13 protein-coding genes, 1 tRNA gene and 1 riboswitch are annotated in these 13,362 nt (G+C 40.7%); of the genes, 6 read left to right on the top strand and 8 right to left on the bottom strand.

The window, feature by feature from the left end; all coding sequences use genetic code 11:
- Position 1 precedes the first annotated feature (1 nt).
- Together galK and ABD873_RS08820 are read left to right on the top strand one after the other, a co-directional pair.
- Entirely contained in the window at positions 2 to 1,168 is a 1,167-nt protein-coding gene (gene galK, locus ABD873_RS08825; protein WP_345067442.1) for a galactokinase, read from the top strand.
- A gap of 22 nt (positions 1,169 to 1,190) precedes the next feature.
- Positions 1,191 to 2,867, top strand: a complete 1,677-nt coding sequence (locus ABD873_RS08820) for a sodium:solute symporter family transporter (protein WP_345067439.1) — start codon at positions 1,191 to 1,193, stop codon at positions 2,865 to 2,867.
- A gap of 46 nt (positions 2,868 to 2,913) precedes the next feature.
- Here ABD873_RS08820 and ABD873_RS08815 read toward each other — a convergent pair whose 3' ends face one another.
- Both ABD873_RS08815 and ABD873_RS08810 read right to left on the bottom strand, forming a co-directional pair.
- On the bottom strand, positions 2,914 to 3,555 hold the full coding sequence (locus ABD873_RS08815; protein WP_345067436.1) for an MgtC/SapB family protein: 642 nt from the start codon (positions 3,553 to 3,555) through the stop codon (positions 2,914 to 2,916).
- Positions 3,556 to 3,741: 186 nt separating this feature from the next.
- Positions 3,742 to 4,047, bottom strand: coding sequence for a hypothetical protein (locus ABD873_RS08810; RefSeq protein ID WP_345067433.1), 306 nt, complete (start codon positions 4,045 to 4,047; stop codon positions 3,742 to 3,744).
- A gap of 95 nt (positions 4,048 to 4,142) precedes the next feature.
- Here ABD873_RS08810 and mazG point away from each other — a divergent pair, with 95 nt between their 5' ends.
- Complete coding sequence (gene mazG / locus ABD873_RS08805) at positions 4,143 to 4,952, top strand: nucleoside triphosphate pyrophosphohydrolase (RefSeq protein ID WP_345067430.1); 810 nt, start codon at positions 4,143 to 4,145, stop codon at positions 4,950 to 4,952.
- A 34-nt stretch (positions 4,953 to 4,986) separates the two neighbouring features.
- Here mazG and ABD873_RS08800 read toward each other — a convergent pair.
- Positions 4,987 to 5,060: transfer RNA gene (locus ABD873_RS08800), tRNA-His, on the bottom strand.
- Positions 5,061 to 5,610: 550 nt separating this feature from the next.
- Here ABD873_RS08800 and ABD873_RS08795 point away from each other — a divergent pair.
- Positions 5,611 to 6,249, top strand: coding sequence for an HdeD family acid-resistance protein (locus tag ABD873_RS08795; RefSeq protein ID WP_345067427.1), 639 nt, complete (start codon positions 5,611 to 5,613; stop codon positions 6,247 to 6,249).
- 249 nt (positions 6,250 to 6,498) lie between these two features.
- Here the strand turns inward: ABD873_RS08795 and htpG are convergent, their stop codons facing one another.
- Positions 6,499 to 8,388 (bottom strand): molecular chaperone HtpG, encoded by a 1,890-nt coding sequence (gene htpG, locus ABD873_RS08790; protein ID WP_345067424.1) that lies wholly within the window; start codon positions 8,386 to 8,388, stop codon positions 6,499 to 6,501.
- A 131-nt stretch (positions 8,389 to 8,519) separates the two neighbouring features.
- Positions 8,520 to 8,614, top strand: a riboswitch (SAM-I-IV-variant riboswitch).
- A gap of 62 nt (positions 8,615 to 8,676) precedes the next feature.
- On the opposite strand from htpG, the gene ABD873_RS08785 reads away from it, so the two are divergent.
- Positions 8,677 to 8,943: a hypothetical protein gene (locus ABD873_RS08785; protein ID WP_039053073.1), complete on the top strand. Its 267-nt coding sequence runs from the start codon at positions 8,677 to 8,679 to the stop codon at positions 8,941 to 8,943.
- Between the two features lie 69 nt (positions 8,944 to 9,012).
- On the opposite strand, the gene ABD873_RS08780 is transcribed toward ABD873_RS08785, so the two are convergent.
- On the bottom strand, positions 9,013 to 10,119 hold the full coding sequence (locus tag ABD873_RS08780; protein WP_345067419.1) for a DUF2891 domain-containing protein: 1,107 nt from the start codon (positions 10,117 to 10,119) through the stop codon (positions 9,013 to 9,015).
- Between the two features lie 61 nt (positions 10,120 to 10,180).
- Between ABD873_RS08780 and ABD873_RS08775 the strand changes: the two genes are divergently transcribed.
- Positions 10,181 to 10,822 carry a DUF937 domain-containing protein gene (locus tag ABD873_RS08775; protein ID WP_345067416.1) on the top strand — a complete coding sequence of 214 codons (642 nt, stop codon included), beginning with the start codon at positions 10,181 to 10,183 and terminating at the stop codon, positions 10,820 to 10,822.
- A gap of 28 nt (positions 10,823 to 10,850) precedes the next feature.
- Here ABD873_RS08775 and ABD873_RS08770 read toward each other — a convergent pair whose 3' ends face one another.
- The 3 genes from ABD873_RS08770 to ABD873_RS08760 all read right to left on the bottom strand — a co-directional run bounded on the left by ABD873_RS08770 (position 10,851) and on the right by ABD873_RS08760 (position 12,783).
- Positions 10,851 to 11,051 carry a hypothetical protein gene (locus ABD873_RS08770; protein WP_345067413.1) on the bottom strand — a complete coding sequence of 67 codons (201 nt, stop codon included), beginning with the start codon at positions 11,049 to 11,051 and terminating at the stop codon, positions 10,851 to 10,853.
- The gene (locus ABD873_RS08765; protein ID WP_345067410.1) at positions 11,035 to 12,222 is read right to left on the bottom strand and encodes a BaiN/RdsA family NAD(P)/FAD-dependent oxidoreductase; all 1,188 of its coding nucleotides are present in this window, start codon (positions 12,220 to 12,222) and stop codon (positions 11,035 to 11,037) included. Before ABD873_RS08765 ends, ABD873_RS08770 begins: the two co-directional genes overlap by 17 nt.
- Positions 12,223 to 12,318: 96 nt before the next feature.
- On the bottom strand, positions 12,319 to 12,783 hold the full coding sequence (locus ABD873_RS08760; protein ID WP_345067407.1) for a hypothetical protein: 465 nt from the start codon (positions 12,781 to 12,783) through the stop codon (positions 12,319 to 12,321).
- Positions 12,784 to 13,362 lie beyond the last annotated feature (579 nt).

Here is a 13,362-nt window from a genome sequence, read left to right as displayed (position 1 = left end):
TATGAGCTTAGCGATTGAATTACAGCATACTTTTACATCTACCTTTCAAGAGACACCGCATCTTATCATAAAATCACCTGGCAGGATAAACCTTATCGGTGAACACACCGACTACAACGAAGGTTTTGTCATGCCTGCAGCCATAGACAAAGGCGTTTATATTGCTATTTCAAAAAGGAAAGACAATCAGATACACCTGCACGCTTTAGACTATGATGAGCACTACAGCACCACAGTGGATTTGCTGACCTTTGGGGATAACTTGTGGACCAAATATATTTTGGGGGCTACACGCATCGTTAAGGAAAGAGAATCCTTAGGAGGATTCAATCTGGCAGTAGCAGGAGACCTACCTCTAGGCGCCGGTCTATCCTCTTCGGCGGCACTTACCTGTGCCACTACTTTTGCCTTAAGTACGCTTTTTGAACTTGCATTGACACAGATCGATATTGCCAGAATAGGACAAAGGACAGAGCATGAGGCTGTAGGCGTTCGTTGTGGTATCATGGATCAATTTGCTTCCGTCTTCGGAAAAGAAAACAGCTTTATCCGTCTCGACTGTAGAGACCTTTCTTTCGAATATGTAGGAGCGGACCTGTCAGACTATGAAATTCTCCTTCTTAACACCAATGTAAAGCATTCTTTGGCATCATCGGCCTACAACAAAAGAAGGGAATCTTGCGAAAGAGCTGTAGCATTAGTAAAGGAAAAGTATGAAGAAGTACATTCCCTTCGTGACATTTCCTTGGCGCAATTGGACGAACTTGTAAAGCATGTAGATCCGGAAGCCTACCAAAAGGCAAAATTTGTCATACAGGAAAACCAACGTCTATTTGCGGCTGTCGAAGCGTTACAGCACAACAACCTTCCATCTCTTGGCGAACTGCTATATCAAACGCATTGGGCATTAAGTAAAGAATACGAAGTGAGCTGTGAGGAACTGGATTATCTGGTGGCCGAAGTTAGCCGCATACCGGCGGTATTAGGCGCCCGTATGATGGGTGGCGGCTTCGGAGGCTGTACTATAAATATCGTCAAAAAAGATAAAAGTCATGAAGTGTTCGAACAGCTGAAAGACGATTATTTCAAAAAATTTAACCTTGAGCTGACCCCCATTTCGGTAGCTATATCCGAAGGGACTCATATTGTGAAAGATTTTACAACCTAATCATTATAACCAATTATAAGCTATGAAACTCCAAGACTACATTGTTTTTATCATCTACTTTATCATCGTGGCAGGATATGGTCTTTATATTTATTACCGAAAGAAATCTGCCGTACAGGATTCTAAAGACTATTTCCTTGCCGAAGGTTCTTTGACCTGGTGGGCTATCGGTGCTTCTTTGATTGCCTCCAACATTTCTGCCGAGCAGTTTATCGGCATGAGTGGCTCAGGATTCAAGATGGGACTTGCCATAGCGGCCTATGAATGGATGGCTGCCGTGACGCTTATCGTAGTAGCCATATTCTTCATGCCTGTTTATCTGAAGAACAAGATTTTTACGATGCCGCAATTTTTGCATGAGCGCTACAACGGCACCGTAGCTATGATCATGGCTATATTTTGGCTTATGCTGTATATTGTAGTAAACCTCATGTCCATCCTCTACTTAGGGGCAGTGGCTATCAGCGGCATTTCAGGAATTGATATAGGCACTTGTATCATTTTACTTTCCTTATTTGCCATCTTTATCACCTTGGGAGGAATGAAAGTCATAGGATACACCGACGTAATACAAGTGCTTGTATTAGTACTAGGTGGTCTTGTCGCTACCTACATCGCATTAGACATCATCTCCGACGGACAGGGATTTTTCACCGGGCTTACTAACCTGCGTAAGGGCGCTTCCGAACATTTCGATATGATCTTCACGCCGGACAATGAAAATTATATGGACTTGCCGGGATTAAGTGTGCTACTAGGAGGCCTGTGGATAGCCAACCTCAGCTATTGGGGATGTAATCAATACATCACTCAGCGAGCCTTGGGAGCGTCATTGCCTACTGCACGCAACGGTATTTTGTTCGCTGCTTTCCTCAAGATGTTGATGCCTGTGATTGTGGTAATTCCTGGTATTGCGGTGTACTATATCATAAAGAACAATATTGACGCCATATCGCCGGACCTGCTATTGACCAACAGTGGGGTGCAGGATCCTAACAAGGCTTATCCTGCCCTACTCACCCTTCTTCCTTCCGGACTTAAGGGGCTTTCCTTCGCTGCATTGACAGCAGCAATAGTAGCTTCCTTAGCCGGTAAAGCCAACAGCATAGCTACCATCTTCACTTTGGACATCTACAAAAAGGCTATAAACAAAGAAGCTACGGAAAGCAAGCTGGTAAGCATAGGCAAAATCTCTGTGGTGGTATCCCTGCTCTTAGGAACATTGCTAGCCTTAATAGTGGGTGATGCACTAATGGGAGAAGGCAAACAAGGATTCCAATACATTCAAGAGTACACAGGTTTTGTGTCTCCCGGCATCTTTGCTATGTTCCTGCTAGGATTTTTCTGGAAAAAGACCACCTCCAATGCAGCACTCTTCGCTACCATTGGCGGCTTTGTCTTCTCGGTGATTCTCAAATTCTCGGGACAGCTGATGGACCTGGAATTCCTTTCCACAATAAATTTTGCCGTACCTAATGCGCAAGGAGTTTACGAAATTCCATTTATGGACCGCATGTCCATTGTATTCTTACTATGTGTGATAGGGATGATAATAATCAGTCTCTATGAAAACAAGAAAGGTATTATACCGAAAGGCCTAGAAATAGACGTCAAAATGTTCCGAATGTCTCCTACATTTTTGATATTATCCTTATTGATTATTGGATTGACCGCGGCCTTATATTTAGCATTCTGGTAATAAAAAATATAGAGCCGTAAGATTTTAACTTACGGCTCAATGTTTTTTATATATTCCTAAAGGAATATACATATTCCAGTTGAAGAATAGATTCGTTGAGCACTCTCAGCTTCTTTCTTTTCCCAGACACTTCAAAGACCACTAAAAGCTTATTGTCGTCTTTGGCAATACCTTTCCTTACGTGCTCTACCTCGTGTGTTTCTAAAAACTGTTCGAAAGTTCTTAAATGTTCTACGGAATTGTCTTTAAACGTAATGTACAAGGTTCGCGAAAAATAAAGTGTAGCAAGATAGGTTTCCAACTTTTGGAATAAGGAAAGGATGACCACCATGCCACAGGAAAGAAGGATGCCACCAAGGTACTGCCCAAAGCCTACCCACATACCTATTGCTGCCATGGTCCAGATTACGGCGGCAGTGGTAAGACCTTGGATCGAAAATTTGCCTTGATAGATTACTCCTGCTCCTAGAAAACCTATTCCCGTCACGATATTCGCTGCAATACGATCGTCCGAAATCTTACCCATTTTGGAAGCCAACGTAAACAACGTCGCTCCCAACGTGATCAATATTACCGTACGAAAACCTGCAGACTTATTTTTATATTCACGTTCTACACCTACTATGGCCCCGCAGGCTATAGAGGTTAAAATTGCATATATATATTCTGTATCAAAATTCTCTACCATGCCTTAGTCTTATTGATTTCAAATAAACAGAATTATTCAGACAAATAAAACATCCCAAAATATTATGATGAATCATCCGGATAACTTTCTTCTTCGCAGAAACTATAGACCAAGATATGAATAGAGTTTATATTAATGACAAGGCAACTTAACTTAATTGTAGACACTACATCTCCCGCCAAAACGCTAAGAAGAAGACTTCGATCTAATTTCTAGATTAATGATAATTTCCCGTTTCTTGCCTTCGATCAGGGATAAATCTCCCACCACAAAGACTCCTTTTTCTCCGGTACGCTGATTACGCAATCCATACACAGTAGACTCATCGCTGGGATTCGTTTGTCCTTCGTATCTAAACAAATAATCTATAATATAATCATCAGCATTGTAGAAAAGTTCGTCAAAATCTATATTGTAATCCTTCTCGTACCCTTTTTCTTTCAATTCTTCCAAGGCGGCAGTGACCGACAGATAATCGTATTTTGTTTCCATAGTTCTTCTATTTTATAGCTATAACAAGTAAATGAGGTAATCTGTTTACAAGAACTGTATATTATCCTTAAATTTGCCTTTTAAAATCATACATCATGGCACATCAAGCTCCTGCATATCAACCCACGCCTACCTTAGCTTTTCAACGGCTGTTGGAGGTGATGAACACCCTTCGTCTGGAATGTCCTTGGGACAGAAAACAAACCATGGAATCACTGCGACATCTGACCATAGAAGAGATGTACGAACTGGCCGACGCCATCCTTGACAAGGATATGGACGAAATCAAAAAAGAGCTTGGAGACCTGATCATGCATCTGGTCTTCTATGCCAAAATAGCGGAGGAGCAGCAAGCCTTCGACATTACGGATGTGCTCAATGCCGTGTGCGACAAACTTATCTCCCGCCATCCCCATATCTATGGTAGCAAGCAAGTCAAAGATGACGAAGATGTCAAAGCTAATTGGGAACAGATAAAACTCCAAGAGGGCAATAAGTCTGTACTATCCGGTGTTCCTAAAAGTCTTCCTGCCTTAGTCAAAGCTTACCGAATACAAGATAAAGTACGAGGTGTAGGATTCGACTGGGATGATAAGACCGAAGTATGGAAAAAGGTGGAAGAAGAGTTAAAAGAATTCAAAGAAGCGTACAACATCCATCATAAAGCCGAAATAGACATAGAAAAGGCAGAAGAAGAGTTTGGGGACCTGCTTTTCGCCTTAACCAACTACGCAAGACATATCGGCATAAATCCGGAAAATGCTCTCGAAAAGACCAATAAAAAATTTATCCGCAGATTCAGTCACTTGGAAAAAAGAGCTCAACAAATGCAGAAAGATCTGAAAGATATGAATCTTGAAGAGATGGATGTCTATTGGAATGAAGCCAAAAGCTTAGGACTATAAAAAAAGCGAAACATATTGTTTCGCTTTTTTTCTGGGTAAGTAGTCGGGCTCGAACCGACGACCCCTAGAACCACAATCTAGTGCTCTAACCAACTGAGCTATACCTACCGTGTTTTCTGATGCAAAGATAGTATTATGCATCATATCACACAAATATTTTTTACCCTCTAAACACTAATTAAATGAAAATCAACAACATTATTTTACATGAATCTTTTACTTGTTAGGGATTTCATCTCCTCTAATTCTAGTTCTAACTTAGGCACATCCTCACTTAGAGCTTTCTTTTCAGATTCAATTATATCTTGGTGTGCAGCAATTATTTCATTTCTTAACCTGTTATAAGATTTTTTGAAATTAAGAATATCTTTTACCGACTTGAAATCAGTAATATTATAATAATTTAATCTCTCCTTTAGCCTTGTCAGAGCACCTACTTTATTATAAGTTAATCGGAATGGATAAATTTGTTTGCCAAAATACACCTTTCTGAATAGAACAAAAAGCCTCTCGTTGCTGTGAAGTAATTCATCATCTATTTATCTCCTTTTCCGGTTAATAGTAGAAAAAATCAATAAAATTTGTGATTGAGATTATTATTAATGGTAGGAGATGTATCTATTTTTACAAAACCAAACCATCGATATATATCTATTTTATGAGGACTTTTTTAAAGACCATCTGCCAGAGCATTAAACATTGGTACATCCCCGGTATTATCGGCCTCGTGTTTGTCGTTTTCGGGTTATATCTTTTTAGTCTTCCGCTGGCGACATATCTTACTTTGGTCATGCTTTTTAGCCTATCTTTTTTATTTTCAGGAATTTTGGAAATTTTCTTTTCCCTCCAAAACCGCCGTTATTTGGAGGAATGGGGATGGTACCTTACCGGAGGGCTCTTCAGTGTGTTGATAGGTCTCATATTAGTGGCGTATCCTGCCCTAAGCGCCACACTGTTGCCACTTGTGCTGGGTACAGCTATTTTGGTCCGCTCCATTCAGGGGCTGGGTTTCTCTTTCGACCTTAAAAGTTATGGCTTGAAACAATGGTGGCATCTTGGAGTATTATCTATTATGGGGATTGTCCTTTCTATTTTGGTTATCCTCAATCCTTTGGCAACAGGAATTTCTCTGGCCATGCTTCTCGCATTTTCTTTTGTCGTGGCAGGAATTTCGGCTATAGTCCTTTCCATCCAACTGAAAAAGTTGCATTCCTTACCGAAACGGTTATCGAAAGAGTTGAAAGAAAAAATCGAAGACCTTCGAGAGGAATATTATGAATATATCCACAAAGCCTAGTTCTATCTACCCTTCTATATCGAGGCAGATCCTTCGGGATTTGTCTTTTGATTAAAAAAAGCTCTTATAGCTGTGGAACCTATGTAGAGAGGATAAAGTGATGGATGAATCGACAATTTCTAAAACAAAATTTTATTATGCTACCTAGCGAAGTAATCACGTAAAAATGCGCTTTACAAAGATTTTAAAACAAAAATCCCCATTATACTATAACATAATGGGGATTTAGGATTTATTCTTAACGAATTTTTAGATCAATTCTACACTACGTTTTACAAAAGTCGTAAGATCTGATCCTGTCAACAGTCCACGTGACAGTAAGGCTAAATCGAAGGCTTGTTTCGCTAGCTTTTCGGCATCTTCTTCTGAACTTTCGATGATACGTTTTACCAGCGGGTGATTGCCATTTACACTCACCTTATAATGATCCGGCAGCGAATCATAGAAGCCCATACCTTTACCGGTCTTGGCCATATCTTTCATACGACGCATAAATTCGTCTATTGTTACCGATACCGGAAGCTCCTCTTCCGACATGGCTTCCACATGGACTTCCATATCTTTACGACTGATAGCCTTATTGAAGATTTCGGTTACCTTCTTACTTTCTTCCTCAGACAGCTTTAGCTCTATTTTTTCTTCTTTTTGTATTAGTTTATCGATAACATCGGCATCTACACGTTTCAGCTGTACCTTCTCTCCTCCTTTTTGCTCCAGATAAGAGGCAAAATGCGAATCTATAGGACCATCCAATACTAAGACATCGTAACCTTTGGCCTTCGCATTAGCGATGAAGCTATCTTGCTGATTGGCATCAGATGTGTATAGATAAACGATGTTGCCATCTTTATCAGCTTGGATATCTTTTACCTTCTCATAGTATTCTTTGATCGTATAGTTTTCGTTGGCTATATTTTTCAACAAACAGAAGTCGTTGGCTTTCTCGGCAAACTTCTCTTCTGTCAGCATGCCATATTTAATAAAGAGGCCTATATCATTCCATTTCTCTTCAAAACCTTTGCGGTCCGTCTTAAAGATTTCCTGCAGCTTATCCGCTACCTTCTTAGTGATATAATTACTTATTTTCTTCACATTGCTGTCGGCCTGCAGGAATGAACGCGACACGTTAAGAGGAATATCTGGTGAGTCGATAACCCCATGCAGCAACATCAGATATTCTGGCACAATATCCTTTACCTCATCGGTGATAAATACCTGACGGGAGTACAACTTAATTTTATTGCGTTGAACTTCAAATTCATTTTTAAGCTTAGGAAAATAAAGAATACCTGTCAGGTTAAACGGATAGTCTACATTAAGATGAATCCAAAACAAAGGCTCTTCTGTGGAATATGGATAAAGCTCCCTATAGAAAGACAGGTAATCCTCATCTTTAAGGTCTGCCGGAGCTTTGGTCCACGCCGGATTGGTGTTGTTGATAATATTATCAACCTCTACAGTTTTATATTTAGGTTTACCGTTTTCGTCTTCACCATCCTTCTCGGTTGTGGATTTGGTGCCGAAGCGAATCTTTACAGGAAGGAATTTGGCATATTTGTCTAAAATTTCCTGCAATCTGAATTTATCAAGAAACTCTTCCGACTCCTCGTTGATATGCAAGATAACATCTGTACCGCGACTGGTACGCGATCCTTTGGAGATTTCATAAGAAGTGCTGCCATCACATACCCAATGTGCAGGCTCGGCTCCTTCTTGATAAGACAAGGATTCTATTTCTACCTTATCGGCCACCATAAAAGCCGAATAGAAGCCCAAGCCGAAACGACCAATAATTTCATTGGCATCTTTGGCTTCCTTGAATTTCTCCATGAACTCTGTGGCTCCGGAAAACGCTATTTGGTTGATATATTTTTTGATTTCCTCGGCCGTCATACCAATACCATTGTCGGAAATCGTAATGGTCTTGGCGTCCTTGTCAAACTTGACATCCACAACCAAGTCGCCCAGCTCACCATTGAACTGTCCTAAGGCTGCAAGACGTTTTATCTTTTGGGAAGCATCAACAGCGTTGGAAACCAACTCACGTAAAAAGATTTCTGTATCTGAATATAGGAATTTCTTGATGACCGGAAATATGTTTTCCGTGTTTATGGAGATAGTACCTTTCTCTGTGCTCATATATTTAGCGTTTTTATTACGAGCATGAGTTATCAAGCTACGTTCCAAAAGATTTTTTAGGACATTTTGGCAGGAGAAAATGACAAAATAAAATTAAAGACATTGACATTTCAAAATAATCTACTATATTTGTAGAGTATTCAGAATTGCGTAAGCAATACCAACCGAGTGTAGTCACCACGGTGGTAAAATAATACGGGTATCAGGACCAAAATAAACGTTTCCACGCTTTATTTATCCCTAAGTTTTCTGAATACAATTTATGGTTTAACGTAAAATCTAAATTGTATGTCAAACAACAGCAAACTTTTCCAGCATTTAGTGGAAAAATTCAGCCAGTACACTACCGAAGAGCTTATACGTCTCAACAATGAGACGGTAGACAGCAATGCATGGGGCTCTTCCAGAGCTACGTTCCGCACCGCTATTATCTCTGCTCTTTCACGAAAAGGGATAGACATGTCAAGGATTATTGAAAAACAAGACGGTTTCACACACATAAAATCTGTTCCTGTAAAGTTGCAGGACAACTCCCTAATCCCTCTTCGTCAATAACTTGCTCTCATATTCAACGTTCACCAGTTTCATAATCAAAAGGGCAACCTATGTTGCCCTTTAGTTCTTTTAATGTACATGCGATAACGCATATAGAGCAAAGGTTCCAAGCCAATGTGACCCCATATAATCATCTTGGGTAGAAAGGTTGGGTAAGGCAAATGCTATATGGTGATCAGCTATGCTCTTCAAATGTTTCAGTTCGGGAAGTTTGGCACTAACCCCATACAGACAGGCGGCCCTGCTATAGTTGAGGCCGTCAAGATGTACGAGCTTGCCGTCCGTACGGTCTTTCACCACCGCAGGCTCAAGGATAAACTTGTCGTCGAAAAGCTGTGGCATAAACTGTAGCAGCCACTCTCTAAAATCTGCTTTGGTCAATATCTTGGACATCAGATAAGCCTCTTCCAGACATGGTGACAGGAAGTCATAGCCACTTGGCTCGTACGCCAGATCACAATGCTCATCTTTTGCAAACAGTCGCTGTCCATGCTCTACGATAGCAGCCTCAAAGGACTTATCCCCTACGGTCCTAGCATAATCCAACGACAAGGAGAGTCCGAAAGCACTGTTGTCATGCTGCCCCGCACGTATTGGATATACCAACTTAGGAAGATATTCTTTATAACGTTCCACCAATAAATCGGCGAGGGGCTGCAAGGCTGCTTTCCATCGCTGCGCATCTGGATCCTGCCATAGGGTAAGGCTTTCCTGCAACTTAAACAGCCAAGCCCATCCGTAAGTACGTTCGAAGCTGGTATTATTCTTATCGTTAAAAAAGGCCATTTCCACCGCCACATTCTCCGGGGTAATATGTCTGTTCAGCAAGTCCCGCACTATACCTGCCTTATCCAACGAAGGGTATTGACGCAGTAGCTCCACAATAGACCAGTAGCCATGAACAGAAGAATGCCAGTCAAAACATCCGTAGAATATAGGACGTAAAGCCTTCGGCGACTTCAAATCTTCTTCAGATCCCAACACCTGCCCCAACTTATTCGGATATTCCACTTCCAAACAATGTGTGGGCAACGCTATAATCCTACGAGCCAACTCCTCATCCAAGCGGACTACCCTGCTGTCCTCTGCTCTATCCGCTTTTGACGAAATATTTCTACAAGCTGAAAAAAACAAGGTTGTAATCAGCACAAAAGAGACCAATGTTACTTTCTTCATTGTAAAGTATTCATAATTTAGATTATAGCTTAAATGTATAAAAAATTATCAATCAAACGACATGAACATCACAGATTTAATTACAGGAGGAATAGGTTCAAACATAACTTCTGCTATCTCCAAGACACTGAATATTGACGAGGACAAAACCAAATGGCTGGTTGCCGCGGCCGTACCGCTGATGGTTGCAGCACTCAATTATAATGCAAAGAAAAGTTCCGAAAAAGCAGAAAATATAAATAAAGCATTAGAACAGCACGACGGCAGTATCTTCAGTCAATTGGATAAGCTGACAGACAGCACCGTAAGTACGGATGGCAAGAGAATAGTGCAGCACATCTTTGGCAGCAACACCGATGTGGTTAAGACTAATCTTGCTTCAAGAACAGGATTGTCTACAGAAAAGATTGAAGGTGCCTTAGCTCTACTCGCCCCTCTTGTGATGGGATTCTTCGGCAAGCAGAAGAAATTAAACAACGGCGGAGTAGGTGACCTTATTGGAAATATCTTAGGAGGACAGTCGTCTTCCGGCGGTGGTATCTTAGGATCTCTGGTAAGTAATATCATGGACAGCTTTGGCGTATCCTCCCCGACAAATCAGGGAACACTCTCCAATTTGGCCGGTGAGTTTTTTAACCAAAACAATAATGCCGATAAAAAGGGGTCAGTATTAGATACCTTAGCCGCCATATTCGGTAAATAGATAAAATACGGACTGCAAAGTCTGTATTTTATCCTTCCCTAAGTCCCAGCTCCTCAAACAGCTTTCTGTACTCTTCAAAGCGATGCTGACGTACAGGTCGTACATAAGGATAGGTGTTGAAATACAACACCAAAGCCGGAGCAATCTGCTTATAGACAGACACAAATTCATACTTTATCAGTTCTCCGTTATAGATACGCTGCTTGATTTTATTATGATACGGATACATTATCTTGTTGTGAAATTATCTGTTGTGCACAAAAGTGCCCCATACTGAAGCATGCCTGCAAGAGATAACCTCCCGTAGGGGCATCCCAATCCAGCATCTCACCTATACAGTGCACTTTTGGATATTTTACCAACGAAAAATCTTGCCGAACCTCATCCATATCCACTCCTCCACAGGTAGATATGACTTCCTCTATAGGACGCAGACCTGTAACCTCAATAGGATAATTCTTGATACTCTTTGCCAATAAGTCTGCAGTGGTAAACGTTTCCTTATCCAGCAGCTTGAGCAATGTAAAGACTGCCCCCTTAAGGTTAAGTTTACTTTTCAATGTCTCAGAAATCTTGCGGGAATGCCGGAGTATATGTGCTATATCTTCCACGGTAAGGGAAGGCTTTAAATCTAAAGTCAAGGTGAGGGGAAAGTTTTCTTTTCGTGTATATCGGTTCATATAATATACCGGACTTCCCTCAATACCATAGCGTGTAAACAATACCTCTCCTTTTTTTATTATGTCCCCGAAACGTATTTGTACATTTTTGAGTATTTGTCCTTCTAAGATGGAGAAGTCCTTTTTCGTGTTGTACCCCGAATTGGCAGCCTGAAACGGCAAGATATTTACATTTTTACGGCTTAAGATTTCCGTCCAACGTCCATCCGAGCCCGTCTTGGACCAGGATCCTCCCCCTACTGCCAATATCATCCTGCCGTATCTTACGCTCTCAATGGAATCCCCACGGCTGAAGTACGCAAACTCCTCATCAAAGTCCACCAACTTATATCCCGAAAAGAAGCAGACCTGCAACCTTTTCAATGCCTCCACCCAAGCGTTCAGTACCTCAATAGGTTTTATCCCTCTTTCGGGAAACACCTTACCCGAACTACCCACAAAAGTCTTTATTCCAATGGACTCCAGCCACTTAATAACAGACACATTATCAAACTCTTTAACAACTTGTTGAATATGAGGATGAGTATATTTGTGTACAAACTCTTCTACAGGCTCGCTATGAGTAAGGTTAAAGCCGCCGTGGCCAGCTACTAAAAATTTTCTGGCGGGAGCTTTGTTATGGTCATACACAAGTACCTGTACACCGGATTGTGCCAGCTTATACGCTGCCATCAATCCTGCTGGACCTGCCCCTACAACGACGACGGGTAATGCACTCATGGATGCAAAGATACTTCTCTTTCGACGATTCTCGCTATCCCTTCATAAAAATAGCCGCAAACTTACGTTTGCGGCTACCTTAAACTCCCACGAAACCTATCCTACACTATTTTCCTTTTTCTTCAATGAATCTATCCGCATTCGACGGTGCTCCATGTCTCTTCCTTTTCTGAACTTTGCACCTGACTCTTTAGAATATTTATTTTTTAATTTCTGTTTTTGCTCTTCGGTCAAGATTTTCTCAAATTTCTCTCTGTGGGCCATAAACTCCTTGCGCGCCGCCTGATGCTCTTGTCTGCGCTTTTCTTGTATGGCTTTAGCCTTTTGGGCTCGCTCAAGGTTTAACTTATAGACCTCCTGACGTTGTTGGTCGGTAAAGTTAAGTTCTTTATCCAGCATTTCTGTGCGCTTGGTCGCTATTTCCTCTGGCGTACGTTTCACCCACTCTTTCTTTTCACGCACAGGTCTATGCTGACGTTTTTCCTTGTTCACCTTTTCCTGAGCAAAAGCGCCGAAGCCTATGCCTGAAAGTAATATGGCTATAGATAAGATTTTTTTCATTTTTTACTCCTTTCTTTGTTTTAATATTTAATAACCTTTTCTAAAACAATAGAGTATAAAAACCTCGAAATGTTTAATTTACCTTTGTTAAATTTTGTTAAGATGTAAGGAGTAAAAGAGAGATGGTTAGAAACAAAAAATGCTTTTTCTATGAAAAGCACATCAACAATTTTTAACTTTCATCAGAAAGTTAACACGACTGTTAACGTTTCTGATTTTGTTTGGTTTCTGGTTTGGTTGGTTCTACAAATCCCCAATTGGTAACATAAAACATGTAAGGGTTTCTTTGTAATGTTGTTTGTTTTTCCTTCTGCTTCTTAATCATACATTCTCCTTTCTTTTAATTTCCTAATTACACTACAAGAAGCTTGCCAAATTTTTTAATTAAGTATTAATAAGAAATTTTTTACATTTGAATTAATTAAAACATCAATTCTTGACATCCTGTCAGCTCATCTAGAAAAGAAAAAGCCCCGAGCAAATGGACTGCCCCCAAAAAGTTGGACGAATTTATGCAATATTTTTGATATGATGAGCTCGGTATTCTACCGGGCTCATTCCATTTAAATTAGTTCTTAT

Origin of the sequence: Sphingobacterium thermophilum (genome assembly GCF_039541675.1) — a bacterium.
Lineage (GTDB): Bacteria > Bacteroidota > Bacteroidia > Sphingobacteriales > Sphingobacteriaceae > Sphingobacterium > Sphingobacterium thermophilum.
The sequence above is the reverse complement of the archived record's forward strand: the minus strand, read 5'-3'. Positions and strand labels throughout refer to the sequence as shown.